Source organism: Paenibacillus sp. EKM301P, from assembly GCF_011800295.1.
In the GTDB taxonomy this organism is placed as follows: Bacteria; Bacillota; Bacilli; order Paenibacillales; family Paenibacillaceae; genus Paenibacillus; species Paenibacillus polymyxa.
Genome location: NZ_JAALFM010000010.1, coordinates 1 through 26,440, shown reverse-complemented (window position 1 = coordinate 26,440; position 26,440 = coordinate 1). Strand labels below are relative to the sequence as shown.

General features: G+C 46.2%; 25 protein-coding genes and 1 pseudogene. 5 read left to right on the top strand and 21 right to left on the bottom strand.

The features are described 5' to 3' along the window. Positions 1 to 34: 34 nt before the first annotated feature. The 6 genes and pseudogenes from HFD99_RS19990 to HFD99_RS19965 all read right to left on the bottom strand — a co-directional run bounded on the left by HFD99_RS19990 (position 35) and on the right by HFD99_RS19965 (position 5,658). Positions 35 to 1,024 carry a tRNA dihydrouridine synthase gene (locus HFD99_RS19990; protein ID WP_025364069.1) on the bottom strand — a complete coding sequence of 330 codons (990 nt, stop codon included), beginning with the start codon at positions 1,022 to 1,024 and terminating at the stop codon, positions 35 to 37. Between the two features lie 391 nt (positions 1,025 to 1,415). After that, a pseudogene (locus tag HFD99_RS19985) lies at positions 1,416 to 1,520 on the bottom strand (N-6 DNA methylase); the annotation flags it as partial. Between the two features lie 19 nt (positions 1,521 to 1,539). Further along, a complete protein-coding gene (rlmD, locus tag HFD99_RS19980; RefSeq protein ID WP_025364067.1) occupies positions 1,540 to 3,297 on the bottom strand; it encodes a 23S rRNA (uracil(1939)-C(5))-methyltransferase RlmD in 1,758 nt (585 codons plus the stop codon). Positions 3,298 to 3,520: 223 nt separating this feature from the next. After that, positions 3,521 to 4,402: a diacylglycerol kinase gene (locus HFD99_RS19975; protein ID WP_019686192.1), complete on the bottom strand. Its 882-nt coding sequence runs from the start codon at positions 4,400 to 4,402 to the stop codon at positions 3,521 to 3,523. Between the two features lie 177 nt (positions 4,403 to 4,579). Next, positions 4,580 to 5,368: a sirohydrochlorin chelatase gene (locus HFD99_RS19970; RefSeq protein ID WP_025364066.1), complete on the bottom strand. Its 789-nt coding sequence runs from the start codon at positions 5,366 to 5,368 to the stop codon at positions 4,580 to 4,582. Further along, on the bottom strand, positions 5,368 to 5,658 hold the full coding sequence (locus HFD99_RS19965; RefSeq protein WP_007428885.1) for a YerC/YecD family TrpR-related protein: 291 nt from the start codon (positions 5,656 to 5,658) through the stop codon (positions 5,368 to 5,370). The genes HFD99_RS19970 and HFD99_RS19965 overlap by 1 nt, the downstream gene beginning before the upstream one ends. 229 nt (positions 5,659 to 5,887) lie before the next feature. On the opposite strand from HFD99_RS19965, the gene HFD99_RS19960 reads away from it, so the two are divergent. Beyond that, the gene (locus HFD99_RS19960; protein ID WP_017426205.1) at positions 5,888 to 6,403 is read left to right on the top strand and encodes a hypothetical protein; all 516 of its coding nucleotides are present in this window, start codon (positions 5,888 to 5,890) and stop codon (positions 6,401 to 6,403) included. Positions 6,404 to 6,409: 6 nt separating this feature from the next. On the opposite strand, the gene corA is transcribed toward HFD99_RS19960, so the two are convergent. From corA to HFD99_RS19930, 6 genes are all read right to left on the bottom strand, one after another. Next, positions 6,410 to 7,369, bottom strand: a complete 960-nt coding sequence (corA, locus tag HFD99_RS19955) for a magnesium/cobalt transporter CorA (protein WP_025364065.1) — start codon at positions 7,367 to 7,369, stop codon at positions 6,410 to 6,412. A 539-nt stretch (positions 7,370 to 7,908) separates the two neighbouring features. After that, a complete protein-coding gene (locus HFD99_RS19950; protein WP_013369518.1) occupies positions 7,909 to 8,637 on the bottom strand; it encodes an amino acid ABC transporter ATP-binding protein in 729 nt (242 codons plus the stop codon). Continuing rightward, positions 8,630 to 10,078, bottom strand: a complete 1,449-nt coding sequence (locus HFD99_RS19945; RefSeq protein ID WP_016819806.1) for an amino acid ABC transporter substrate-binding protein/permease — start codon at positions 10,076 to 10,078, stop codon at positions 8,630 to 8,632. Before HFD99_RS19945 ends, HFD99_RS19950 begins: the two co-directional genes overlap by 8 nt. A 241-nt stretch (positions 10,079 to 10,319) precedes the next feature. Next, a complete protein-coding gene (locus tag HFD99_RS19940) occupies positions 10,320 to 11,309 on the bottom strand; it encodes an inorganic phosphate transporter (protein ID WP_016819805.1) in 990 nt (329 codons plus the stop codon). A 14-nt stretch (positions 11,310 to 11,323) separates the two neighbouring features. After that, a complete protein-coding gene (locus HFD99_RS19935) occupies positions 11,324 to 11,938 on the bottom strand; it encodes a DUF47 domain-containing protein (RefSeq protein ID WP_007428879.1) in 615 nt (204 codons plus the stop codon). Positions 11,939 to 12,126: 188 nt separating this feature from the next. Beyond that, positions 12,127 to 13,221 carry a DUF3048 domain-containing protein gene (locus tag HFD99_RS19930; RefSeq protein ID WP_123796806.1) on the bottom strand — a complete coding sequence of 365 codons (1,095 nt, stop codon included), beginning with the start codon at positions 13,219 to 13,221 and terminating at the stop codon, positions 12,127 to 12,129. Positions 13,222 to 13,472: 251 nt separating this feature from the next. Here HFD99_RS19930 and HFD99_RS19925 point away from each other — a divergent pair, with 251 nt between their 5' ends. After that, entirely contained in the window at positions 13,473 to 13,991 is a 519-nt protein-coding gene (locus HFD99_RS19925; protein WP_013369513.1) for a DoxX family membrane protein, read from the top strand. A 385-nt stretch (positions 13,992 to 14,376) separates the two neighbouring features. Beyond that, positions 14,377 to 15,300: a hypothetical protein gene (locus HFD99_RS19920; protein ID WP_123796805.1), complete on the top strand. Its 924-nt coding sequence runs from the start codon at positions 14,377 to 14,379 to the stop codon at positions 15,298 to 15,300. 72 nt (positions 15,301 to 15,372) lie between these two features. Here HFD99_RS19920 and HFD99_RS19915 read toward each other — a convergent pair whose 3' ends face one another. From HFD99_RS19915 to HFD99_RS19905, 3 genes are all read right to left on the bottom strand, one after another. Then, positions 15,373 to 16,164, bottom strand: coding sequence for a dioxygenase family protein (locus tag HFD99_RS19915; RefSeq protein ID WP_123796804.1), 792 nt, complete (start codon positions 16,162 to 16,164; stop codon positions 15,373 to 15,375). A gap of 92 nt (positions 16,165 to 16,256) precedes the next feature. Then, on the bottom strand, positions 16,257 to 17,081 hold the full coding sequence (locus tag HFD99_RS19910; RefSeq protein WP_016819801.1) for an alpha/beta hydrolase: 825 nt from the start codon (positions 17,079 to 17,081) through the stop codon (positions 16,257 to 16,259). 274 nt (positions 17,082 to 17,355) lie between these two features. Beyond that, a complete protein-coding gene (locus tag HFD99_RS19905; RefSeq protein ID WP_025364061.1) occupies positions 17,356 to 17,655 on the bottom strand; it encodes a hypothetical protein in 300 nt (99 codons plus the stop codon). Positions 17,656 to 17,850: 195 nt separating this feature from the next. Here HFD99_RS19905 and HFD99_RS19900 point away from each other — a divergent pair, with 195 nt between their 5' ends. Beyond that, a complete protein-coding gene (locus HFD99_RS19900; protein WP_017426198.1) occupies positions 17,851 to 18,282 on the top strand; it encodes a hypothetical protein in 432 nt (143 codons plus the stop codon). A gap of 162 nt (positions 18,283 to 18,444) precedes the next feature. Here the strand turns inward: HFD99_RS19900 and HFD99_RS19895 are convergent, their stop codons facing one another. From HFD99_RS19895 to HFD99_RS19875, 5 genes are all read right to left on the bottom strand, one after another. After that, entirely contained in the window at positions 18,445 to 19,392 is a 948-nt protein-coding gene (locus HFD99_RS19895; protein ID WP_017426197.1) for an ABC transporter substrate-binding protein, read from the bottom strand. Between the two features lie 127 nt (positions 19,393 to 19,519). After that, positions 19,520 to 20,545 (bottom strand): FecCD family ABC transporter permease, encoded by a 1,026-nt coding sequence (locus tag HFD99_RS19890; protein WP_123796803.1) that lies wholly within the window; start codon positions 20,543 to 20,545, stop codon positions 19,520 to 19,522. Continuing rightward, on the bottom strand, positions 20,545 to 21,612 hold the full coding sequence (locus HFD99_RS19885; RefSeq protein ID WP_375761837.1) for a FecCD family ABC transporter permease: 1,068 nt from the start codon (positions 21,610 to 21,612) through the stop codon (positions 20,545 to 20,547). The genes HFD99_RS19890 and HFD99_RS19885 overlap by 1 nt, the downstream gene beginning before the upstream one ends. A gap of 217 nt (positions 21,613 to 21,829) precedes the next feature. After that, complete coding sequence (locus HFD99_RS19880; RefSeq protein WP_123796801.1) at positions 21,830 to 22,804, bottom strand: glycoside hydrolase family 43 protein; 975 nt, start codon at positions 22,802 to 22,804, stop codon at positions 21,830 to 21,832. 234 nt (positions 22,805 to 23,038) lie between these two features. Then, the gene (locus HFD99_RS19875; protein WP_123796800.1) at positions 23,039 to 24,205 is read right to left on the bottom strand and encodes a serine hydrolase domain-containing protein; all 1,167 of its coding nucleotides are present in this window, start codon (positions 24,203 to 24,205) and stop codon (positions 23,039 to 23,041) included. A gap of 170 nt (positions 24,206 to 24,375) precedes the next feature. Here HFD99_RS19875 and HFD99_RS19870 point away from each other — a divergent pair, with 170 nt between their 5' ends. Next, a complete protein-coding gene (locus tag HFD99_RS19870) occupies positions 24,376 to 24,819 on the top strand; it encodes an Lrp/AsnC family transcriptional regulator (protein WP_017426192.1) in 444 nt (147 codons plus the stop codon). 86 nt (positions 24,820 to 24,905) lie between these two features. On the opposite strand, the gene HFD99_RS19865 is transcribed toward HFD99_RS19870, so the two are convergent. After that, the gene (locus HFD99_RS19865; RefSeq protein ID WP_031462903.1) at positions 24,906 to 26,105 is read right to left on the bottom strand and encodes an MFS transporter; all 1,200 of its coding nucleotides are present in this window, start codon (positions 26,103 to 26,105) and stop codon (positions 24,906 to 24,908) included. Between the last annotated feature and the right edge of the window lie 335 nt (positions 26,106 to 26,440).

The window sequence follows — 26,440 nt, the reverse complement described above, 5'->3', positions numbered from 1 at the left end:
TGCCTACTAACAGCCCGTCCTCCAACTTGGCAATTTAAATTCCACGTTCCTCTACCTCATCATGATCCTTGCTTCCAAACTCATCAAGCAATGTACGCACTTCACTTGTTGATTTGGCGTTCATTAAGCTGTTTCTGAGTTCACTTGCCCCTCGGAATCCACGGACATATATTTTGAAGAAGCGAGCGAGAGGGCTGAACGAACGTGGCTCCTGCGCTGAATAATGATCATGGAGATCTAGATGAAGCCGCAGCAGTCCAAGCAATCCCTCACTGCTGTGTTCCTTCGGCTCCTTCTCAAACGCAAATGGATTCTGGAAAATACCACGCCCAATCATAATGCCATCCACTCCATATTGCTCAGCGAGCTTCAAGCCGGTCTGACGGTCCGGAATATCTCCGTTAATGGTCAGCAGTGTATCTGGTGCCACCTCATCACGAAGTTTCTTAATCTCCGGAATCAGCTCCCAGTGGGCGTCTACTTTGCTCATTTCCTCTCTTGTCCGCAGATGAATGGACAAATTCACAATGTCTTGTTTCAAAATATGGGTCAACCAGTCGCGCCATTCGTCTACGGCAGTGAAACCAAGCCTTGTTTTCACACTGACGGGCAGTCCCCCGGCTTTGGCGGCCTGAATGATATCCGCTGCGATTTCGGGACGGCAGATCAGGCCGCTTCCCTTCCCATTCTCGGCTACATTCGCTACAGGGCAACCCATATTAATATCGATGCCTTTGAAGCCTTCTTTCGCCATACCGATGCTCATTTCACGGAAATATTCCGGCTTATCTCCCCAGATATGGGCCACCATGGGCTGTTCATCCTCTGTAAAAGTCAAACGCCCGCGTACACTTTTGTTCCCCTCCGGGTGACAATAACTCTCTGTATTCGCAAACTCCGTAAAAAACACATCCGGTCTGGCTGCTTCACTTACGACATGGCGAAACACAACATCCGTCACATCTTCCATCGGTGCCAGTATAAAAAAAGGTCGCGGCAAATCACGCCAAAAATTATTCGTCATATCAAAAACTCCTCTATAAATACCAGGACAAATCTGTGGTCCCAAAATGATAAAGCTAACCTGCTCATGTCCTTGCTTCTTCTTCACATATCACATGTTTAAGCAACGTAGTTCAAACGGCAGTATATGTTAAGCATAGACATCTAAATGAGTATATCATACTCAATAGAGGAGCATACTCCCCAAAAGCTCACAAAAAAAGGAAGAGCGCCGCCCCTCCTTGTCATCTTCTATAAACGTACTGCGCCACAGTTCATAGAAAACTGCACGGCATAACTTTCCCCAGCCTATGCCGTTCCCAAGCGAATGGCTTAAAAAAAGAGCCGAGGAATAATATCCTTGACCCTTTTCGTCAATTTCTACACATGAATACCCAAAATTTTCAGCTGCATGCCACATGAGCATATTTATCAACATCTACACGATTTCGGTACGTTTCGATAATCTTATTGATGTTTTTATCAGTAAGTTTGTTTTGATTTTCACCTTTTTCAAACGCCAATGCACCTCAACAATTAGTCTTTTCTGACCAACAGCGCAACACTCTCCACATGCACTGTATGCGGGAACATATCTACAGGCTGTACTTCCACTGTTTTATACCCGCCGTCCTCCAATATCCTTAAATCCCGCGCCAGTGTGCTTGGGTTACAGGATACATACACCACGCGTTCTGGCTTCATCTCCAGAATGGTGTCGAGCAGGCGTGGATCGCAGCCCTTGCGGGGTGGATCGACGACGATAACGTCGGCGGTGATGCCTTGTTCTTTCCAAGCAGGAATGACATCTTCGGATGCGCCTACCTCAAACTTCACATTACGCATTTCGTTCAATAGCGCATTACTTCGTGCATCGTCGATGGCTTCTTTGACGATCTCCACCCCATACACCTGGTCGGCATGCTGAGCGAGGAACAGAGAAATCGTACCGATGCCGCAATAGGCATCAATCACCGTTTCTTTGCCTGTGAGCCCGGCATATTCGACGGTTTTGCTATACAGCACTTCCGTTTGTACGGGATTCACCTGATAAAAGGATCTTGGGGAAATCGCAAACTGTACGTTTCCAATGTAGTCGTAGATCACGTCACGACCCCACAGTACACGAGTCTCGTCGCCAAAAATAACGTTCGTTCGCTTCGTGTTCACGTTCTGGCATATGCTTGCCACGTGTGGGATGTGCTCACGAATACTGCCGATCCACGCATCTGCGTGCGGAATATCTCGCCCATTTGTGACGAGGACCAGCATCATTTCACCTGTGCGAAAAGCGGTCTTCACAACGACATGGCGTAACAGCCCGCGTCCGGTTTCTTCATTATATGCACTGATGCCCAGCATTCGGCCAATCTCTTTCACACGTGCGACAACTTCGTCATTGCGCTCGTCTTGAATGAGACAAGTGTTCATATCCACGATGCGATGGCTGCCGCGTGCGTAGAAGCCGCCGACAAGCCCACCTTCGGTGACACCAATCGGCACCTGGGCTTTGTTGCGATACCGCCAAGGCTCACTCATACCGAGTGTAGGATGCACGACTACGCCTTGTACACGCGACATGTGGTCTGCACTTCCATCCGCAGAGTCAGCCAAAACCTCTGCAATATGCTCACTGGACTCCGTAGCCACACTCAGCTTTCCGATACGTTCCAGCACATCCACTACATGTTGTCGCTTCCAGCTGAGCTGCGCTTCATAGCTCATATGCTGGATCTGACAACCGCCACATTGATCATAGATGGCGCACGGAGCTGCAATCCGGTCAGGGCTAGATTGCGCGATATCCAGAAGCTTGGCATAGCCATATTGCTTTTTTGTTTTCAGCACCTTGACCCGTACCTTTTCACCCGGTAACGCCCCCGGAACGAACAGCGTAAAACCCTCGACACGCCCTACGCCCTCGCCATCATGGTTCATGCCGATGATGTCTATCACGGCCTCATCATTCTTTTGCACAGGCAGATCGCTACGCTCTGCATTAGACCTGCTACGATTGGAAGCTTCCTGATTCCGTCTATCGTTACTCCGTTCATCATCGGAAAATGGACGAGATTTCCGTTCATCCCCCCGCATTTTTCGATCCGAATTATCCATATTTCCACTTTTGCTTTCGGTTCCAGCCCGAAGCATTCTATTCCCAGCTCCAACTCGTGACTGTTCCAGTTCTCTCTCTTTTTTCGCCTGTATGGTCTTGTGGTGCTGCTTTCCTTGAACTGGAGTTGCTGTTGCTGTATTCCGGCGGCTTTTTCCACGTCCGCTACGGTTATTCGTCATGATGGTCACTTCTTTCTGTTCTTCTTTTCATGCTTATCTTCATTCAGCCACATCATTCAAATCGTCATCTAGACGATGTTTAAACATCAACTCGAAAATGCCGTTACTCCCCACGGAGAACGGCAAGGACCGATATGTTCCCTACATAAACAATTATCTACTCTGCGTTCTGTATATCGCACTGCTCAACCAACTGGGAACCAATTCATTCCCGTTCATTTCCTTACCGAAAAACATTCAAATGATGCGGAAGATTTCGGAAGGTCGCTGGCAGTGTGCCTCCTAATTCGCCATCCAGATTAAGCTGGACATAGCCAGGTGAGGTCACTTCCATGTAATCTGTTCTGAAATAAACGATTTTTTTGTCCTGCAAGTGCTCTCCGCGCAGCGCAAGTGTAACCAAGCGGATCATTTCCGCCAAATTGCATTTGCGCACAGCGATGACATCGAGCAGTCCATCATCTATTGTCGCCCCAGGAGCAAGCTTTTCAAACCCGCCCACCGAATTTGTATTCGCGATCAGGAAAAGCATAAATTCGTCGTGGATCACTTCCTGACCCGTTGCCTTGATGATCAGCTCCTGTGGAGCAAGGCTGACCATTTTCTCCATACCTTTAAAATAATACGCCAATTGGCCAATCATCGTTTTGAGCTTGCTTGGAACTTCATACGTAAGCTCGGTTAAAGTTCCGCCGCCTGCGATGTTGATAAAGTAGCGGTCATTGGCTTTTCCGATATCCAGTGGCTTCGGATTTTGACGAATAACAAGGTCACAATAATCCTCCCAGTGCTTGGGAATGCCCAGTGCTCTGGCAAAATCATTCGTCGTTCCCAGAGGAAACACACCCAGAGGCGGGCGGTTTTCCCGTTCAGCCATCCCGTTAATGACCTCATACAATGTACCATCGCCACCAGCGGCAATAATCATATCATAGCCACGCTCAACGGCCTCTGTTGCGGCACGCGTTGCGTCCCCTTCTCCTGTAGTTGCATGGCAAGAGGCCTCAATACCACCTTCATCCAGGCGCTGCAAGACATCCGCAAGGCGACGTTTCATTTCCTCACGCCCAGAGGTCGGGTTATAGATTAATCTAGCTCTTTTCATTCCGTTACGCCACCCGTATATTTAATGATATTTATATTCACATCGCAGTTCATCACATTCAGTCTGTACAAAATATCATCATACTGGAAAAAGACCTCTTTTACAATAAAAGAAGCCAGTCACTATCCAAATAAGGGAATTTCAGGTTAGAAACACTATCACCGAATTCAGACCATCTTATCTATTGTCAGTCCTTGCTTGTTTCTGCATACTCTGTAACAGTTCACAAACTTGTCTGTCCATCCAGCTTGTAAGCAAAGGATGCGGCAATAAAGGATCTCCTGAATAACGGTATTCGAGTCCCTGTAAGCGTTTGGGAATCATATGACTTGTAAAATAACCCGAACTCAAAAACAGCGGTGCCACAATAACATCATGACCCCGCTCCTGATTCCAATACGCTGCCTTGTCATGCACACCCTCAGGATTTAGCAAAGCGTAATCCGTGATGATACCACTCACGTTTTGCACCGTACGGGCCAACGAGGAAATCCCTTGCTCCCAGCGCTGAAGAAAGCCGTTGTGCGCGCTCCCGTGTCCTACGAGTAAAATGACCTCGCGCGCAGGATCGACTGACAACGAGCGAACCTTGTCCCACACCATGCGGGCAACATCTTCGCCATCATCCAATGGACTACCAAAATGCACACGTGCCTTCAATCGAAAGGGTTCCAAATCTGTTTCTTTGTCTGGCGCAGCTTTGACTCCCAGCGCATAGCTAATTTCATCTATATGCGTACTGCCTGACGACACAAACAAAGGAATAACCAGTAAATCTGTTACCCCCAAGGCTTCCAGACGGTCAATCCCATTTTGAATCAATCTTCCTTTAACCGTTTCCAAAAATGAAACCTCTATCGGCATTTCTTCCAGCAATTGAAGCTTTGCAACTGCCTGATCCACCTGTTCCACCCAATATGGCTCTCTAGAGCCATGGCTGATGACTAGTATCCCAGGGCTCTGCATTAGCGGCCCAGACGTTCCAAAGTCATTTTATACCCGTCATTCCCATAGTTCAGACAACGTTTCACACGTGAAATGGTGGCTGTACTGGCGCCTGTCTCAGCTTCAATCTGATTATATGTGCTGCCTTTGCCAAGCATACGGGCAACCTCCAGACGTTGGGAGAGGGATTGAATTTCATTAATTGTGCACAGATCATCAAAAAATACATAGCACTCTTCCAAATTTTTAAGAGTTAAAATAGCTTCGAACAATTGATCAATACTTTTATCATTAAGCTTTTTAAGCTGCATAGATTATCATCTCCCAAAGGTTACAATCTCTCCTCATTGTACTCGACAAATAGTTAGTTTTTCAAGCATTAACGGTTTCACGCATTACAGAACAACATTACATGACTACAGAAACTTCCTGTACGAATGCCCAAATCCGCTTTTATACCTCATTTCAGGACACGTGCCTAAACCCACTGTGCGTTTGTAACATACAGTAGAGTATCAATCTGCAAAGGAATGTGATCTCATGCCTGGACATTACTATCATCGGAGGGCGCAAACGCGTTCCATTTCCGATCCGTATAGTTCAACTCCTTACCCTGGACTCGATCCCTACAGCGAGGTTCCGCAAGTCGATTCCTCCGCCGTGGTGCCTTATGAGGCACCAGCGAGCATAACAGATGCCGCCGTGGTCACGCCAGACCCCGCCCCAGCCAAAGGAGGCCTGCTTGGCGGTCTTGGCAATCTTGGTAATCTCAACGATATTAAAGGTATTATTGACCGTATGGGCGGTATTGACGGGATTGTTGCTACGGTCGGCAAGGTACAAAAGATCATGTCTAGCGTGCAGCAATTTGCTCCGATGGCAAAACTGATTATGGGCTCGCTCCCAGCATTCAACAAAAACGCAAGCAAAAAAACGACAACACCAATTACTGAGGAACTGGATGAATATACCCCACCACGCCGACGCCGGAAAAAGACACAGCGCAAAAGTACCACAACCCCGCGCAGACGTCCGCGCAAACGCACAAGAAAGTAGGCTATTTTATTTAAACCAACCTCGGCGCATAAACCACACCACCATCGCAACACTCAATAAGAACATAAAGAACAGTACGCCAAAATATCCATATTTCCAGCCCAACTCGGGCATATTCGAAAAATTCATACCATAAATTCCTGCAATCAGCGTCAAGGGCATAAAAACGGTCGTAATTACGGTCAGCGTCTTCATAATTGAATTCATGCGATTGGAATTAAGCGATATGTAACTGTCTCTCAGGTCGGCTGTCATCTCGCGGTCGGCCTCCAGCATGTCCGTCAGCTTCAATAAATGATCATAGATATCCGTAAAATAAGCCATATGATCCCCTTGACCCTGCACATGCTGCGAATTCAAAACTCGGTACATCAGATCACGCATCGGTACGATCGTACGGCGCAGCTTGAGCAACCTGCCACGCAGGTCAAATACCTGCTTCATTAATTCCTCTACCGATTCGTGTGCGCCCAAACCTTCCAGTTCGGCTAATTCATCCTCAATGATGAAAAGGCTTGGAAAATAGTTGTCTACCAGCTTGTCCATCACCGTATAAGCTGCAGCCAGCGGTCCGCGAGACCATATTTTACGTTCGTTCGCATGCTCGACAATCCGCTCCCAAGCCTGATCCAGCTCCTCTAGTTCATGATGGTGATATGTAACCAAAAAACGGCTGCTAATAAACATATCTACCTCTTCCGCCTCTAATGTATCTACATCAAGCGCATGTACCACCAGAAACTGTACATTCTCGTAATAATCCAACTTGGGACGTTGCAGAACATGCATACAATCCTCTACAGCCAGCGGGTGAAAATGAAAATAACTCGTCAGCAGCTCTGACTCTTGATCTGTAGGCTCGTTAAAGTCAGCCCAGATCCATATGTAATCTTCCATGACAATCTGCTCTAACGGTTGTCCCACCGTCACCTGATGATCGTGCCCTATAGTCAATGTACGTATCACCGTACGTCCCCCTCGCATATACTGCCGTCTTATGTGTTATTTATATTTTATATAAGCCATTCCACATTATACAAATCTCAAGTTCTAGGTTTCATATGCTCTAATGAAGAAAAGGATATCTCCGGACCAGCACGCTCCCGAAGATATCCTTAAAATAATTCATTCGTTACCCCTTAAATCTTTTTTCATTTCTTATACAGTTGTGGGATGCCCGGTTCCACCATTCAAATCGAATGATGCTTACTCGCTATATCCCCCTCGGCGCAACAAGCAAAGCGCTGCGCCAATTCCCTCTGCCTATCCCCACCTATTTAAAAGTGGCGCAGGTTTTGCGACAAAGGAGCAGATTCAGCGGGCAGTAGCGTAGTGGTCCATTTGAATCTGGAGAAGCGAAGCGCTCGCCTTTGCCCCTGAATTCTAGCCTTTTCATGTGTCATACAATCCAAAAAAATTCAGGGGCAACAGCGATCGGAAGATCAAATGGAACGCGGAGCGGTCTCCTATGTCTTCGCCTGCACTCCCGGCAAACCCTGTCCCACTTACAATACTTTCTCCAAGAAACTAATGGTCCGCTCGTTTTTCGGATTACCAAATACCTCTTGCGGTGTTCCTTCTTCCACGATGTAACCACCGTCCATAAATACGACACGGTCACTTACTTCACGCGCAAAGCCCATCTCATGCGTTACGATCATCATCGTCATGCCTTCGCGAGCCAGATCTTTCATTACGCCGAGCACTTCGCCCACCATTTCAGGATCAAGCGCCGAGGTTGGCTCGTCGAACAGCATAATGTCTGGGTTCATTGCAAGCGCACGTGCAATCGCCACACGCTGCTTCTGGCCGCCGGAAAGCTGTCCTGGCAATGCATCTGCCTTATCGGCCAAACCTACGCGATCCAGCAACTTCATAGCTGTCTCACGTGCCTCTGTCTTCGTCTGTTTGCCCAGCTCAGTCGGCGCGAACATAATGTTCTTGAGCACCGTCATATGCGGGAACAGATTGAAATGCTGAAACACCATCCCTATATTTTCACGGACCTTGTTAATGTCCACGTTTTTGTCACCCAATTTGTAATCATCGACGATGACCTCACCAGCTGTAATTTCCTCCAGCATATTCATACAACGTAAAAACGTACTTTTCCCTGAACCCGAAGGTCCAATGACGCATACAACTTCGCCTTCCCGTACTTGCATGTCAATGCCTTTTAGCACCTGGTTACTGCCATAGCTTTTTTTCAGGTTTTTAACGATAATCTTACCCACGGCGAACTCTCCCTTCAAGACGGTTGGAAATTTTGGTCAGGACTGTAATGACGATAAGATACATCACCGCAACGACCAGCCAAATATCAAAGGATTGGAACGTCCGTGCAATAATGATTTTGCCCGATTGGGTCAATTCAACCAGACCGATAACCGACAAAATCGACGTATCCTTCAACGTAATAACCAACTGATTGATAAACGACGGGATCATGATTTTCACAGCTTGTGGCAAAATGATTTTCAGCATGGCTGTCCGGTATGGCAAACCAAGCGAACGAGCTGCTTCCATTTGTCCCGGATCAATGGACTGAATACCCCCGCGGATAATTTCGGTCACATAAGCACCAGCGTTTAGGGATAACGTCAACACCGCCGCGACAAAAAGCGGCATTTTAAAATCGAGTGCCTGTGGGATACCGAAGTAAATAAAGAATGCAAGTACGATCAGTGGAATACCACGGAATACATCAACGAAAACAGTTGCAATACCGCGGAACACCTTGTTATGGCTCACTTTCATAAAGCCAAACACCAGTCCCAGCAAAAAGGCTACGAGCAAGGATACCAGGGTGTACAACAGCGTATTTCCCATCCCTTTAATCAACGCAGGCAGCGAAGCGGAAATGAGTTCCCAGCGGCTGCGTTCTACAGGAGCCACACCTTTGCCGGATTCTCCCAGGTATTTGGACATAATTTTGTCATATTCCCCGCTGTTACGAAGATTCACAAGCCCTGCATTGAATTTTTCTAGCAGCTCCGCATTTTTGCCTTGGTTGACAGCGAAACCGTAAGAGCCACCTTTTTCCTTATCAGTCACCAGCTTAAGACCATTATTCTGAGTCACACCGTATGCCAGTACCGGATAATCATCAAAGCAGGCAACCGAGTTACCTGTTTTAACTTCATCATACATTTGAGAAGAATCGTCGAACGGAACGGTAGTAAATCCATATTTTGCCTTAATGGATTCCGCGAATGTGTAGCCTTGTGTTCCTGTTTTGACAGCGACACGCTGTCCTTTCAAGTCCTCATAGCGTTTAATCGTATCATTATCCTTACGGACCGCCATGACAACACCTGAGTCGAAATAGGGCTCAGAAAAATCAAATTTTTGCTTGCGTTCATCTGTAATACTCATCCCGGCAATGACACCATCCACTTGATTCGTTTCAAGGGCCTGCACTGCCGCGTTAAAGCCAAGTGGCTTAACGGTATACTCAAAATTCTGGTCCTTAGCAATAGCTGCCAGTAAATCCATATCAATTCCGACAAATTTACCATTTACATCTTCAAACTCAAAAGGCGCGAACGTTGTATCCGTGCCGATATCATACTTTGTTTTATTTTCTGCGTGGGCCACTACACCGAAATTACCGGCCAGGGCAACCACAGAAAACAAACAAATCATGAGTGCTATTAGTTTTCTTGGTTTTTGCATAAGATCCTCCAGTCAGTTGAACGGTTCAAAGTTTTCTGTTTATTCTACAGGAGTTATTAAAAATTGACTACTTTGATGTCAGGTATTTTTTAAAAAACATCTCATGGAACTATCTGGATGTGTAAACTTTAGAGATGCATTTTTGCCCGAGAATGCCAATAAGCCCCTGCCGCAAAAAGCGGACGGAAGCTTATTGTGTATCCTATATTGTATGTTCTTTTTCTAGAAACCATGAAGAAAACTAGAAAAGAATTTTGAATATCAAACCTGACAATAGCGCAGAAATTGGAATCGTTATTACCCAGGTTATTACAATACGGCCAGCTAGTGACCAGCGAACCGCACTAAAACGCTTCGCAGACCCTACACCCAGAATCGCCGAAGTAATAGCATGAGTGGTACTTACTGGCAAATGAAGCAAAGTAGCTGTGAATATAACGGAAGCCCCCGAAACGTCGGCTGCAAATCCATTGATTGGGTCAATTTTAAAAATCTTAGTTCCCATCGTCTTGATGATCTTCCAGCCCCCAATAGACGTACCAAGCGCCATGGCTGTTGCAGCTGAAATTTTCACCCACATAGGTACTTCCAAATGGTCTTGATACCCTGCCGAGACGAGTGCGAACGTGATAATCCCCATCGCCTTCTGAGCATCATTCGTACCATGCGTAAACGACTGAATAGCTGCCGTAATCACCTGCATGGTACGGAAACCCTTGTTCACCGTATGCGGACTGCGATAAGCAAAGATGTATTTCAAAATCATCATCACAATGTAACCGACAACAAAAGCAATCAACGGGGAGAAAATAAGACCCTCAACAATCCCGATAAAGCCGCTCCAATTTAATTTATCCTGTCCTGCACCTACATACACCGCTCCGGCCAACGCACCAATCAATGCATGGGAAGAGGATGAAGGAATACCGAACCACCAAGTCAAGAGATTCCAGATAATAGCGGCGATCAACGTCGCAATGACGATATCAATTCCGTTCGTAAGCTTGGTTGGATCAGCGACACTTCCACCAATGGTCTTGGCAACCCCGGTAAACAAGATCGCTCCGAGAAAGTTCATAACCGCAGCCATAATAATCGCACGTCGCGGCGTCAATGCACGGGTCGAGACCGAAGTAGCAATTGCGTTCGCCGTATCATGAAATCCATTAATAAAATCAAATGCCAGAGCAAGAAAAATAACAATACCTAGTACCAGTAAACTTGTATCCATGTAAAAGGACTCCCTTACGAGTTACGCATAATGATGGATTCCAGCATATTTGCAACATCCTCGCATGAATCCGTTGTCGTTTCAAGGCGTTCGTACAATTCTTTGCGTTTAATCAGCTCAATAGGATCAGTTACAGTTGCAAACAGGTTTTTGATGCAAATACGCAGTAATTCATCCCCCTGATTTTCCAAATCATTCAGGCGAATGGTGTATTCACGAATAGCCAGCAATTTTTTCTGTGAAAGCAAATGTACAGCCTTTTGAATTTCGTAAGCTGATTGACGCAAAATATCAGCGAACTGCACAATATACTCGTCCGGCTCTGTAATGTTGTACATATAAAAACGAGAGGCTGTCGCTTCAAGACCGTCCAGCACATCATCCATGGTCGTTGTCAGTTCCATGATGTCGTCGCGTTCGAGCGGCGTAATGAAGGTCTTGTTCAACTCAGTAATAATCGTGTGTGTGTAATCATCACACTTATTTTCATACTTCTTCATCTCATTGGTAAACAAAGTCACATCTTGAAGATTTGAAGTATGTTGGGCAAAATAATCGGCTGCTTGCACGATCGTATCTGCCATATTTTCCAACGTCTCGAAGAATATATCCTTTTTCTTCAATCTCATAACGATTACCCCTTTACGAAAATATCCGCAACCTGTTTCGACTGCAATAGACAACCTTTGCTATCTTATCACACTCATCAATGTTTTTGTAATGTTTGTAAAAGCAAATTTCTAGATATACGTATACAATGCCCGACATGGAAGGTCATTATCCGACAATTTTTCCCTAAAAAGGAGTATTACGTTTTCTAATTTGCTTCTATTGTTACATGTTCGGCTAGTGAAGTATCTGCAGGTACCACATGTATATAGGATGTACCTGGCGTTAACGGGATTTCAACCCCATTTTTCATAAACCGAATCGCATCGCCAGATATATGCTGCCATTCAGCACGTATTAGCTTTCCTTGTTGAAACACCATGGCTTCTCCGCTACCGTCCAGCTCAACACTTAGTCTACCTACATCATCCAATGTTCGATGCCTCGTGCTCATCACAATCACATTGGCCGCTGAGAGCTGTTGATTATTATTTTGATCTAGATGTGACTTTTCGTTCACAAAACGCTTATATCGTTGATCAGCTGGATCATAGGTATAAGATACGCGATAGCTTTTTAACAAAAATCGGATGTGCAAAGAGGCGGCACTCTCGTCCACCATAACTGGAGTTTCGCCAGTTTTAAGATAACGATATACTGGAACCTCCGTCTGCTTGGCATACCCTTTGCTATCGCTTCCTTTACGCAGTCTGCTCACATCTGTGTATAAATTATGTGGAGGACGACGGTCTTTGCTTCGCCAGAAGTAAGCCCCTCCATTTGAAATCTCGTCCAGATGCTCCTTCCGCTGCTGCTGTAAAATCGCATAGGCATCTGTACTTCCCCCTGCATGTATCGGCAACGCACCATAGGTTTCGCCCAGTTCAATCAAATACGGTCGGATGCTTCGGACCGGACCGATCTTCACATCACCACCATGACTTTGGAAAAAAGCTACCAAACGGGTAATTCCGCCTTCTGCAAGAACTTCATATACCATGTCTGCCTGGCTAAGCCCCGCCTGTGGACGCGCAGCCGGAGCATTGTTAATCATGACAGCCAGCGGCCGCTCTATAACAGGCTGCTCCACCGGAAGCCCGGTAAGCGGAGCTGTAAATGCCGGAACAGATGGCTCCTTAGGTGGTTCAAGCACCTTTTTCTCTGTTTCTTGCTGGGTTGGTTTGGGAACGGATTCAGATTCACCCGTATTGGACAAAGCAGAACAAGACATCATTGTCATGCATAACAGAGCTGAGGTCATCACACGCAGCCAATGATTTCGTTGAGACATGGGCCCGGACAAGTTCATCCCTCCACATAGTTATTTTTCTCATTATAAGCTTTATTTCCTGTTTTTGTCTTGATTGAGGCATTACCTCTCTATAGAATACTTATCTGAAGACATTAAAATTTAAAAAAATATTTAGACTTTGTGATTTTTATCACAAATAACTGTAACTGAACCTAATACAATAAAGGTGTAGCAAAGATGATCATCCCAAACAAAATGAAATACAACCCATCATTATAGATTAAGAAAGAGGAGTGGTTTAAATGTTTAACAACTGGTTACGTGAGAACAAAGTAGCAATGTGGCTGCTGACTGTAGTACGGGTTTATCTAGGTTATGAATGGATGACCCACGGACTTGAAAAGCTGACTGGCGGATTCGATGCAGGTGGATTTATCTCGGGGGCCATTGCTAAAACAGGTGGAGATCATCCCGCTGTACAAGGCTGGTGGGGATCGTTCCTTGAAGCCTTTGCTCTGCCGAATGTCGGTTTGTTCAACGTCCTGATCCCATTGGGTGAGTTCTTGGTCGGGGTTGGCCTACTGCTTGGTACATTGACTACACTGGCTACTTTGATGGCTATGGTTATGAACTTCTCGTTCCTGTTCTCGGGCACAGTAAGCACCAATGCAATCTACCTGCTGGTTGAAATCTTCCTTATCGTTGCTGGTGCAAATGCCGGAAGAATCGGCTTTGACCGTTGGGTACTGCCCTTCCTGCGTGGACTGTTTGGTAAAAATAAAGATACTTATCAAACGGACCCCAATCGAAAAATAGCTTAACTATCCAAAAAAACAACCGTTATCCTCTGGCTAATGGTTGTTTTTTTGTGCAGCTATGCTGCTTCTCTTTGGTGTTTTTTGCAGCTATGCTCCTTCTCTTTGGTGTTTTTTGCAGCTATGCTGCTTCTCTTTGGTGTTTTTTTGCAGCTATGCTCCTTCTCTTCGGTGTTTTTGTGCAGCTATGCTGCTTGTATGTGTGACCATGCTGCCCCTCCTCTATTTAAATGAACAAAGGAGTCCTCAAGTCCACTCTGACTTGGAGACTCCTTTTTCGGATTCATCTTCCCCCACAAACGTTTACAAGTTGGATACAACATGGAATGTTCACGATACATTTACCCTGTACACTACAGTTACATCAAAGAACGCAATGGAGGGTTATATCATGAAAAAAATCACCAAAGCCTACCTCATGCTCGCAGCAGTAACTTTCACAGTACAGACGATCGGATTGGGATCTACGACATCAGCCAAAGCAGCGACATCTACTACAATATCTCAAGCAGAAGGTGTGCAACATATTTCGAAAACCTTCGAGCAGCTACTACGCCAACCAGGCAAGTTACCTCAGGCATTCACTTATTTACAAAAGCATATCCAATCCATTCCGGCCTCTCAAGCTACCATCCTAGTGCTACACTTGGAAAATGCACAAAAACAGCAATTGGATTCATATGCACAGGCCTTATATCCGATCTCTATTCAAACTAAGATTAATCAAGTCTATAAACCTGGTGATTCGTTCACTAATGTAATGAGCCGGACAAGTGATACAAAGCTGAAAAAGCTACTCACTCAATCAAGAGATGCCGGCTACAAACTTGAAACCGCAGAAGGCATGTTTTACCCAGTCATCAATTATGAGAAATATAAAGTATTCGGAAATAACATTACCGCAGATATCCGAGACTATATTGACATCATGGCGACGGAATCTGGACAGCCGGCTACCAAGGATGCAGCATTACACATCGGTTATCAACAGTTAGCCGGAAGAGTGCTGGCGCAAGAGTCGTTTATAACCCAATATCCACATTCCAATCGTACACAAGCAGTCAAATCATTACATGATCTCTATTTCTTCTATACTTTTTATGGTACGAACAATACACCATTATTCGATGATGACACCAACAAGATTCGCCCCAATGCCAAAAAAGGATATCAGCTCGTCGTTCAGCGCAACAGGGATTCGAAGAGTCCCTACATTCAAAAGCTAAAGGCATTTATGACACTACTAGATCAAAATGAAGATAAGCGAACTACGCAAGTATCCGCCTGGCTAAAAAAGAACGTGCCTGCTAATTAATCAAAGAGGAACAGACCAAAAGAACTTCCAACCCCACACACCATGTGGTTTCGGAAGTTCTTTTTCTTACATTTACAGATCACTTTCTTGACCAAAAGCCCAACAATTGAGACTCAATGAGCCAAGGACATACGACTGAAATAGCTTACGCGCGGAGCGATCACGATCCGCAGCTCCCATCACGTAAAACAATGGTGAAAAATGCTCTATTCCATACGAAGGAACCGCCTGCTTGGCATACGGAGCCTTCTTGTCATATTGGAACAGATGACGCAAATTCCAGTCTTGAAGCTGCTGTGCGATCCAGTCATCATATTGAACGGCCCAATCGGCTGGCTCACTCGTCTGCTTGAGTGTCCGCAAGTTGTGGACCAAGCCTCCACTACCGAGGATCAAAATCCCTTGATCACGCAGTGGCGCCAGCATCCGTCCAATCTCGTATTGCTCCTGAGGATCGCGCCGTGAATCAATGGATAAGGGTACGACCGGTATGTCCGCATCAGGATATATATGCCGCAAAACCACCCATGCTCCATGATCCAGTCCCCGGTTCCGAACCGGCTGGTGGAACAGGTTATGCTGACTGAACAGATGCCCTATCTCCTCATACAGCTTTGGATCGCCTGGTGCAGGGTAATCAAGAGTGTACATTTCTTCAGGAAAGCCGTAGAAATCGTGCAACGCTGCATGCTGATCATCCGCGCCGATACATTGATCGGGGCTATCCCAATGCGCGGAAAAAATGACAATTCCTTTGGGTCGGGGCAGGCTCGCGCCCAGCTTTGCAAGAAAACTGGTATATGCGTTATTTTCTACAGCCAGTGTCGGTGAACCATGCGCAACAAAAATTGAGGGTAATGTCATCGCTGCCAACCTCCACACGCCAGTATAGTGTTACTCTTTCATTTTACTCCGGCGGAGGCACAATTTCCAATACAAACCGTTACACCCTGAAATCAGATCATCCAGTGCTGCCAATCCCGTTGAATATTTTCTTGTTCATCCAGCCATTCCAGTGTGCGGTCAATCAGCTGTTGCCGCTCTTTACCTGATGAGAAAGTGTGATCTCCCTGAAAAATAATTTCCTTATCACAGCGTCCTTCTGGTCGCATCCAGAATACCTTTTGAAACAGAAACGCATAATCCACAGGAATGATATCATCCGAGGTGCCATGAATAACGAGCACATCACCGTTAAATTTAACGGCCTCCTGGAACGGTTGGAATTGAGCTAATGACTCAAAATAAGCTGGTGTGAACTTATAGCCCAGGTAGTCTGCATGACCGGTTTTAACAGATTCGTCGTATACGCTTCGCTCCGTAATTTTGACAATGTCGTTGAACGGATAGCCGACAGCTGACCAAAGGACCAGGTTCTGTACTCTCTTGTCCCGAACAGCTGTGAGAAGGGCAACTGCGCCCCCCAAACTGTGACCGATCAGCGTCACCTTAGTCGGGTCAATGTCCGCGCAATTCACGGCGTAATCCAACACGGTGCGTGTCTGATTGATCATGGATTCGAGCCCCTGCTTGCCGTATTCACCAGTGCTTTCTCCACAACCGGCAAAATCAAAGCGCAGTACAAAATACCCCCCTTCAGCCAGTTCACGCGCAGTCTTGACAAATAATCGATCGACTCCGATTCGATTGCCCACAAAACCGTGGCAAATAACAACGAGTGGAACACGTCTTTGACGCTCTCCCTCATTTGTACGGTTTGGATAATGAATTGTAGCGGCCAGTTCCTCATTTTCAAAACGAATTCCAATTTGCCGTTCCATCCTGATTCCCCCTGTTTCAAGCTTCATTACAGCATTTCATCATTCAAGCTCATATAGTAACGTGGAATATCCATCCAGAATATTCATTCACTTTAATTCCGATAAGTTTAATAAGTTTTATAGTAAAGTCAGTCTATCATCGCCCTGCTTCCTTGTCAACCTGTCAGTTCATACCGATATGGAAGTAAAGAAATGGCGCTCCCCAATGCTTGTCGGAGAACGCCATACTACTCGCTTATTAGAGTGCAATCTCTACATTAAAGTAGACGACTTGCTATTCGTAGCTGTGCCTGAACATTTGGTGGGTTTCGACTCGTCCCTCCCACTCCAGTTTACAAGAGGCGCCGTTATTTTGATCCTCATGCCACAGGCTGCGGTAGCTCTGTTCACCCAGTTCACCTGCAAATTCTGTGTCCTCAGCCAATTCAGTATCGTCCAATATACGGTACGTTGGAGATGTCCCTTGAACGCTCCGGTGACTCACGTTTGCAAGCAAGGCTCCCCCACTGTTCCCGTTCGGAGCACCTGTCAGTCGTTTTTGGACCGAATAATCTGCCTGGTTCTCCAGTTCCATGATGCCACATCCTCTCAACGTTTTATATTCAGGTTGCTCCATGCGCTCACCCTGTATCCAGTTTGAGGAGAATGCGGCGGTAATATACATAATGGATAAGCCTTTTGCCATCCGGCGTTTCCTCACGTATACTGTCTTTGTTACAAAATGGCGATTCCATCAGTTTGGAATACGATCATAAAGCAGGAGGAAGCAATGAATAAAGCAAAAAATTATACGCTTATTGCATGGGTTGCCTTGTCCATGTTTTTCTTGACACAGGCGATTATCGGTTGGTTTATCACATTTACAGGCGGGGATATCAAACCTTTTGAAAAAATTAGCCTTTCCACCCTCATCATCATCGCCGCAGGTGCCATTCTGCTGGTTGAAGCACTGATGAATTTCATGGATCGTCCTGAAGAAGGCGAGGAGACACAACAACCAGACCATGCTCCCGTGAAGCCCCAAATGAATTTTAAATCCATCTTGATGTATGTAGTACTGGTTGTTGTCATTCTTGTCGCCGGACTTGCGCTGCGCAGTGTGCTGCCGGTATTCAAAATCTCACCATGGATGAATTTAGTGTTTGCGGCTATTGGCTTTATTGGACTCAAACCGATTTTTTTGCGTAAAAAACATTCATAACCTCGCAATTCTCACAGTGCTGGAGCTGCCTCATAACGGAATCGTAGCAGCTCCTTTTTATTTGCAATCAGCTATCTCACTTGAAGCTTGGGATCGTCAGAAAAACCGTATCCCCACCTGCAAGAAGATGCATGGGAAATACGGCTTGCTGTACTTTAGCATTTATTTGGAAAATAGTTGTTCTGCATTATCCAATGCAATTTTGTGCCCCATCGCGGAATAGTCCAGCCAAGGCTGTCCGTCCAGCATGTAGACATGACCTTGCTTCACAGCCTTAAGTCCTTGCCATACTGTATTCCCCTCCAGCTGCTTGTATACCTTTTGCGCATCCGTACCTTTACTAATAATAACCAGGATGGCATCGGCATTATAATCCGGCAAAACCTCTTGGGATACAACCTGGTAGGCCTTGTTGATCTTTTCCACACCTTTGGCTGGCTTCAAGCCTAAGTCCTGATACAATAACGGTCCTACTGGACGCTTCATCCCCATGACACGAACTTCTTTCGCTGTGACACGTACAGCCATGACAGTCCCGTCTCCGATTTTGGAATGAATGAGCTTTTTGACCCGTTCCCTCTGTGTATCATAATCTTTTAGAAAAGTGTCTGCCTGTGCTTCATGTTTAACCATAGCAGCTATTTTTTTCAATTGATCTTTCCATGTACCTTCATCCAAATCAAAAACCTCGGTTGGTGCAATTTTTTCAAACTTGGCCACATCAGTTCCCGAATATTTTTTGTCGAGGAAGATATGATCAGGTTGAAGCTCCAGTACCGCTTCCATATCAGGGTCTGTGACAACTCCCAGCTTACGAGTATTTTGAAGACGATCTTTTACATGGGGCAGAAAATCCTTCACATCTCCACCAATAACTGAACCTGCTGGAGTAATGCCCAATGCCAGCAGATTATTCGTCAAATGAATAGACATTGAGGCAATACGCGAATCCGCACTAATGGTGGTTTGGGCACTATCGTCCGCTTTCGTATCGCTAGCCTGTTTGTCTGCTGCTTGTCCACAAGCGGACAGCATGATCATGCATGCCACAAGAGACAGGGCTACCCATGAACGTTTAAGCCCTGAACCCTCAAATCTATTTTTTCTCATGAATATTCTCTCCTATACTATAGAAGCTCTATTTTATAATGTAAATCGTCAAAACTTCTACTTCGTTGTTGTTCCGCACGCTGCATCATGTGCAGCTTTAGATTTCATATGTAACCTAATCCTATTGTCATTTGGTTCGGGACAACAAGAATAAAAAATACGGAGCTCCTACCACAGCAACCACTACACCTGCTGGAATCGCATTCGGCTGAAATACCGAACGACCAATCGTATCTGCTGTGACCAGAATAACGACCCCGACCAAAGCGGCTACTGGCAGCAAATGCTGATACATCGGTCCAACCAGACGGCGAGCCAGATGAGGCGCAATCAGCCCAATAAAACCGATGCCTCCGGCCATGGATACGCTGGCGCTCGAAAGAGCGACTGCTGCGCCAAGCAATATCAAGCGCTGGCGCTTCACACTTGTACCAATTCCAGCTGCGGTCTCATCACCCAGCGACAGATTATTCAGGCTACGTGTCTGAGATAGAACATAGGGCAATACAATGACAATCCACGGTAGTAAAGCCACTGCATGTATCCAGTCCCGTCCCCATACGCTGCCAGCCAACCAACGTGCGGTAAATGCGTACGTATCCTCATCCAGCCGCAACGACCAATACAGCGTTATGGCGCTGAGCCCTGAGGCTACACCGATACCGGACAGAATCAATCGCACAGGCACGATTCCTCTGCTGCCACTATAGGACAACATAACAATCAGTACCGCCGCAACGACACCTCCTGCAAAGGTAAACAAGGGAATGAACAAGGCTACTGATCCTTCCAGATCGCGAAAAAAGCTAACATACATCACCAGGCCCAACGCAGCCCCCGCATGAAGGCCCAGCACTCCCGGATCTGCGAGTGCGTTTCGCGATAAGCCCTGCATGACTGCCCCGGCTGCACCTAGTCCCGCTCCAGCCAGCACTGTTACAACAATCCGCGGCAGACGGTATTCAAACAGGACCATATGATCACGTCCGCTCCCGCCGCCAAACAGTGTATCTAGCACGCGTAGCGGTGGAATACGAATCGTTCCGGTATTCAAACCCAGCACAAGAACAGCAAAGCTGATTCCCACCAATACGAAGCAAACGAGCCAAGCCTTGATCGTTCTTGTATCCCCTGTCCCTAGAGAGCGACTCACTATAATTCCCTCCTTTCCTTACGAGCGAGAAAGAGGAAAAAAGGTACTCCGATAAAAGACACCATAATTCCAATAGCTAGCTCCTCCGGTGGATTCACCATTCTCGCTCCCAAATCAGCCAGCACTAGCAGCACGGCTCCCAATATTGCAGACAATGGTACGATCTGGCGATAATCCACACCGATCAGCTTGCGAGCAATATGTGGAACGACCAAGCCTACAAAGCCGATGGCCCCGGCAGCCGATACGGATAGCCCAGCCAGGACCACCACAGTCAGCAACCCCAACAGCCGGATACGCCTGAGATTTAGTCCCAGGTTCAATGCTACCTCATCGCCCATTGAAATCAATGAAATGGAGCGTGCGAGCCCCATAGACCAAGCGATCACAATAAGCAAAATCGGCGCAAGAATCTTAAGCTGCGACCATTTGATTCCGGCAACACCACCCGCATACCAGAAGGCTAGATCCTGACTTAGATCAAAATAAATCGCAATTCCCGAAGTCATGGAACCTAACAAGGCTGCTGTCACAGCTCCAGACACCGTTAGTCTCATGGGTGTCAGTCCTCCCGGCGCGGATGCTCCCAGCCCGAATACCAGTAAGGTACTCATCAGTGCCCCCAGGAACGACAATATAATTAACGTCCCATAAGGTAGATCGGGGAAAAAAGCAAAACTCACTGCAACTACAAACATCGCTCCTGCGTTAATGCCCAACACACCTGTATCCCCCAACGGATTGCGTGTAATGCCTTGTATCAGGGAGCCTGCAACCGCCAGGGCAGCCCCAATGATAGCTGCACCGAGTACACGCGGCAATCGCAGCTCATGAATGATCCTGTGTGTCATCAGCGAACGATCATAGTGAAATACTGCCGACCACACCGTGCTTACGGTCAGGTCTTTGGCTCCAAAAGAAATGGCAGCGAATAGGGCCAAGGCCAACAATACAGCAGAAGCTGTAAACAACAACGCCTGCCGAATCCTACCCGCTCGGAGCACCGGACGGGCTACAGAGGCTACTTCAGGTGCGGTCCTCTCTGTCGAAGCTGTATGTTTGTCCATGCTGTCTTTAGACTGCATTCGGTGAGGTCACTCCCTCCATACCTGAAAGCCACCATGGCTCTCATTACGATAACGTCAATGATAATGATTATCAACTTGATACATAATAGCATGTTTCTATGACATTGCAAGCCAAAAACTGTTCCCCCATTAGGAGGAACAGTTTTTAGATATACCTATGTGAGATCGCTGTGAATGATTTCAAGTAATCCGCTATTTAATACGTAGGCCAGCCTGCTGAATCCCATTTCAAATCACTAATCAGCAGCTTTGGATTTCCTCCATCGGTGGCATCATAGGCATGACGCGCAATCACACTGTTGTTATAGACAGATTGTCCGCCCGGTCCCTTCCAGCGATCATTCCCCGCATCCAATATCGTTCCACCGCCGTCCATCATGTTTTTTCCGCTCTTGTCCACATACGGCCCGGTAATACTGGTGGAGCGACCATAAACGATTTTGTAATTACTATTTACGCCTTTGCAGCAGTTATCAATGGAAGCAAACAGATAATAATAGCCGTTGCGGTATGTAACATGCGGTGCTTCCAAACCACCAGCTGTACGTCTAGCAATAGAATAAATCTGACCCGTAGGCTTCATCGTATTTTTATCCAGTCGAGTCACTTTCAAGCCCGTATTCCATGAACCGAAGGAAAGCCACGGGTTACCGGAAGCGTCAATGACCAGATTCGGGTCAATCGCATTATAATCGTCAGAATCCGTTGTACGCAGCACCAGTCCATCATCTCTCCAGCTTCCTGCGCCAATGCTCGTTGCTGAAGTCAAGCCAATGGCCGAAGTACGCGACCCAAAAGTAGAAATGGAATAGTACACCCACACACGTCCATTGTACTTTTGAGCATCCGGTGCCCACACATCATTTGGGGTTTGTTTAGGTACATACGATTTCCACCATGATGGCGGCGACAAGAATATTTGCGGCAATCTGTAAAAATTACGGCCGTCATCTGATCTTTGGACCTGTATTCCCTGTCCTGTGGAGAAAATATACCATGCATTGCCTTCCTTCGTGATGGACGGATCATGTACTGCCACATCGCCTGTTAACGCCCAATGCTCGGCCGATGTGGACGGCACCACGGACAGCAACAAAGCAGCCGAAGTTACGGCAGCAAACGCTGTTCGGGCGAATTTACCCTGTACTGATTTTTTCCATGCTTTCAACATTCTTTCGCACCTCCGAATAAGTATCTTATAATGAGAAATCTGGTGATACGTCTATTACGTTAGTGTTTATACTTATGAAGTTACACATATATTAACCTATCAACTTCAATTTTGTAAACGCTTTATTTCAAATAAAAAGAAATTCATAAACTACGCATAACTGTATGAAGAAAATATAGTTTTAGACTGGAATTGTTGATTCCGAATATTTGTTCAAGATAACGTTTTTACTCTTTACTTAACTCCTCGAATACCCTTGTAGACAGATTCGCACAGCTCCGTTGTAAACCTGCCTGACATTCCTTCAAGTGCTGTATTGGTGAACGCCACAACACTAAGCTCCTCACTCGGATCAACAAACCAGGAGTGACCATAGGTACCGCCCATCCGCCACGTTCCCGGCGATTCCGGTGTATTGGCATCCGCTGGGTCTTTAAGCAGCGTGAAACCAAGTCCAAAGCCTCTCCCCGGCCAATAGGGCATCACAAGGTTACCAATTTGATTGGTTGTCATTTCTGCGACAAGAGCCTGAGGCAGAATCGGATTTCCTCCCTGCCGCAAAGCTTCCAGCAGTTTAAGAAAGTCTCCTGCGCTGCCAATCATGCCGGCTCCTCCGGAAGGATAAGCTGTCTTATCGGTAAATCTGTTAGGTGAAAGGAGGAATCCTGCCGTCCCCTCCACGAAAGGAACGGTATCAAAATCCTGCAAGCGCCGGGGCTCTCCAGCGCTGTCTGCGTAAGCCGTGGTCAATCTGTCCGTGTCCACGGCCTTGAAATCCGTGTCCATCATGGAAAGCGGATGAGTTACAAGCAACCGTACAGCTTCACTTAGCGGCATTCTAGTTACCTTTTCGATGACCTGTCCGAGCACGTCTGTTGCTATGGAATACCTCCACATTTTCCCCGGCTCATATAGAAGTGGGACAGAAGCGAGTCTTTGCAGATTCTCTTCAAGTGTAATTCCCGCCAGATCCATGCCGTCCGATACCCCAGCAAGCTCATAAGTTCCCTTTTCTTCTTGGAAGAAACGGTAGGTTAAGCCGGCGGTATGGGTCATCAGATGGTGAACGGTCATGGAGGCATATTTTCCGTTTGGCAGTTTGGGACGAAAGGCGGGCAACCATTTTTCAACCAGATCGTTTAACTGCAATCTCCCTTGCGAAATTAATACTAAGGCTGCCGTTGACACGATCGGCTTGGTTACCGAAGCATATCTAAACAAAGCATTCTCCTGCATCGGTCGTTTCTGCTCACGGTCGGCCCAACCAGCAGGTTTGTTGTAAACAAGGTTTCCGCCTAATGCAATTTGGACAACGGTACCCACAATCCTTTTTTCCTCAAGTGTGTGGTCAATTACCTCATTGACGCTTTTATGCAGCAATTCCAGATCTATTTTTCTCATGCTTCTCATCCTCTCCTGCTGTAATTTACTTGATTATTTATAGCAAGTGTGTTTATTATATAAATAATTTCTTCCGTCTTGCATAAAACAAACAAGTTAAATAAAGAAATTTTCGATGATTCTAAAGGTATTTGAAAGAAATAACTTTTAAAACAAAGGAGTCGATTTTTTTGGACGAAATCGATAAAAACATCCTGCTCCATTTGCAGAACCAGGCGAGATTATCAATGACAGATTTAGGAAAGCTGGTGGGACTGTCTCAGCCAGCCGTAACGGAACGTGTAAAACGCATGGAAGAAAAGGGGGTTATCGAGGAATACCGAACCGTCATTTCTTCGCAAAAAGTGGGTAAGCAATGCACAGCCTATATGCTTGTTCGGACCCGGAATTGCTATCCTTTCCTTGATTTTTGTCGTTCATCACCGGAGGTAACGGAATGTTACCGGATAAGCGGAGAGCATAATTATTTATTGAAGGTCCTTACGGAAACAACCCAGGAGCTGGAAGAGTTTGAAAACCGGTGCGATCAATACGGAACCTATACGACTCTGATCGTAATGTCTTCACCGATCGCTTATAAAAATTTCATTGGAGAAACGAATTTGCTTGCATAAGATGTAATTCTCTAATCCCAAAAAAATGAATCCGCCATGCAGCGGATTCATTTTTTTGCTTATGTTACACATACTCATGGATTTCTTTAGGAAGGAAAGCCATGCTTTTTAGCTAGCCAAACTGCAAGCAAAGAGGGAAGCAGCAGGATGATTAATGAGCCCGGAAGAAATCCGGCTCCAAGCAGTTCGAGAAGAAGCCCGCCGATAATGCCTCCTCCGCCGATTGCCACATTCCATGCAGTAACCAGCATCGATTGGGCTATATCTGCGCTTTTTCCCCCAGCTTGTGCTATTGCTGTTTGTAGTAAAGTGGCTGCCCCTCCAAACGTAAGCCCCCACGCCGTAACACCAAGAATGATGATTTCAGGTTGATTTATTCCTATTCCTAAGGCTGCAGAAGCCACAGCAAATCCTGTGATGCTGATTAAAACCAGCATTCTTAGAAAACGGTCAATCAGCATGCCTATCACCCAAATGCCGACTACCGAGGTAATTCCGAAAATAAGAAGAACCAAATCCACTCGCTGAGCAAACGCGGTTTCCGCAAGATACGGTGCAATATAAGTGTACAAAATATTATGAGCTAGTACCCATGCCAAAACGACAAACAGAATCGTCCGTACACCGGGAATCAGGAAAACCTTGTGAAAAGGGAGTTGATCACCGGCAGGCTCACCTGCATAATCCGGCACCTTCCAGAGCACCCAGCCAATAAGGGCTGCAGTCAGTAATGATACAGCTCCGAAAATGAGACGCCACCCAGTATATGTTCCGAAAAAAGTACCAAGCGGAACGCCCAGCGCCAATGCCAGCGGGGTGCCGACCATGGCTACGGCCATCGCTCTTCCTTTCAGCGAATCAGGCACCATGCGCCGCGCATAACCGGCCGTCATCCCCCACAGAACACCTGCTGAGATACCTGCGAAGAAACGCGCGACAAGCGTCAGCACATAAACGGAAGATAACGCGGTGATGGTGTTAAATACAAGAAAGCCGATGATGCACAGCAGCAGAAGCGGTCGGCGCCTCCACCCACGGGTAGCCGTTGTCAAAGGAATGGCGGCTAGAAGAGATCCAACCGCATAGAGAGTAACCAATTGTCCGGCAAGAGCTTCTGTGACCCCTAGATCCTGTGCAATTTGCGGCAGTAATCCAGCAGGCAGGCTTTCCGTAAGAATGCAGATGAATCCCGCCATGGCTAAAGCCAGCAACCCGACCCACGGGAGACGTTTGGAAGACGACACATTTGCACCGCCTTTTCTTATAAGAGCAGTGTTTAAGTTCACGAAAAAAATCTCCTTTATTTATTTTTTGCCGCTTAAAAAAGCTTTCGCTTCCGTATAAGCTTATATAAATAAAACACTTTTTTACATGGATGATTAAAGGGGGATGAAGTGAATTAAGAGGAAAATACTTTTATTTTCACGAAAATTCCATGATTTTAAAAGCAAAAATGTAATACAGTAGTTTTCCTTACCCTAGATTAAAAATAGGCGCTACCTTATTGCGCCTAACAGTAGTCATTATTATTTTTCGCGAACCAGCTATCCTGCCCGTTCGTATTATGAGATCAACCAGTTCTTTCTGGTTGATCCTTTTTTCATTTGCATAGAGGATTAAG

Bases quoted from the DNA above. Each gene is read 5' to 3' on its own strand.
- HFD99_RS19990 (WP_025364069.1), bottom strand. From the start codon at position 1,024: ATGACGAATAATTTTTGGCGTGATTTGCCGCGACCTTTTTTTATACTG.
- rlmD (WP_025364067.1), bottom strand. From the start codon at position 3,297: ATGACGAATAACCGTAGCGGACGTGGAAAAAGCCGCCGGAATACAGCA.
- HFD99_RS19975 (WP_019686192.1), bottom strand. From the start codon at position 4,402: ATGAAAAGAGCTAGATTAATCTATAACCCGACCTCTGGGCGTGAGGAA.
- HFD99_RS19970 (WP_025364066.1), bottom strand. From the start codon at position 5,368: ATGCAGAGCCCTGGGATACTAGTCATCAGCCATGGCTCTAGAGAGCCA.
- HFD99_RS19965 (WP_007428885.1), bottom strand. From the start codon at position 5,658: ATGCAGCTTAAAAAGCTTAATGATAAAAGTATTGATCAATTGTTCGAA.
- HFD99_RS19960 (WP_017426205.1), top strand. From the start codon at position 5,888: ATGCCTGGACATTACTATCATCGGAGGGCGCAAACGCGTTCCATTTCC.
- HFD99_RS19945 (WP_016819806.1), bottom strand. From the start codon at position 10,078: ATGCAAAAACCAAGAAAACTAATAGCACTCATGATTTGTTTGTTTTCT.
- HFD99_RS19940 (WP_016819805.1), bottom strand. From the start codon at position 11,309: ATGGATACAAGTTTACTGGTACTAGGTATTGTTATTTTTCTTGCTCTG.
- HFD99_RS19935 (WP_007428879.1), bottom strand. From the start codon at position 11,938: ATGAGATTGAAGAAAAAGGATATATTCTTCGAGACGTTGGAAAATATG.
- HFD99_RS19925 (WP_013369513.1), top strand. From the start codon at position 13,473: ATGTTTAACAACTGGTTACGTGAGAACAAAGTAGCAATGTGGCTGCTG.
- HFD99_RS19920 (WP_123796805.1), top strand. From the start codon at position 14,377: ATGAAAAAAATCACCAAAGCCTACCTCATGCTCGCAGCAGTAACTTTC.
- HFD99_RS19915 (WP_123796804.1), bottom strand. From the start codon at position 16,164: ATGACATTACCCTCAATTTTTGTTGCGCATGGTTCACCGACACTGGCT.
- HFD99_RS19910 (WP_016819801.1), bottom strand. From the start codon at position 17,081: ATGGAACGGCAAATTGGAATTCGTTTTGAAAATGAGGAACTGGCCGCT.
- HFD99_RS19905 (WP_025364061.1), bottom strand. From the start codon at position 17,655: ATGGAACTGGAGAACCAGGCAGATTATTCGGTCCAAAAACGACTGACA.
- HFD99_RS19900 (WP_017426198.1), top strand. From the start codon at position 17,851: ATGAATAAAGCAAAAAATTATACGCTTATTGCATGGGTTGCCTTGTCC.
- HFD99_RS19895 (WP_017426197.1), bottom strand. From the start codon at position 19,392: ATGAGAAAAAATAGATTTGAGGGTTCAGGGCTTAAACGTTCATGGGTA.
- HFD99_RS19885 (WP_375761837.1), bottom strand. From the start codon at position 21,612: ATGGACAAACATACAGCTTCGACAGAGAGGACCGCACCTGAAGTAGCC.
- HFD99_RS19880 (WP_123796801.1), bottom strand. From the start codon at position 22,804: ATGTTGAAAGCATGGAAAAAATCAGTACAGGGTAAATTCGCCCGAACA.
- HFD99_RS19875 (WP_123796800.1), bottom strand. From the start codon at position 24,205: ATGAGAAAAATAGATCTGGAATTGCTGCATAAAAGCGTCAATGAGGTA.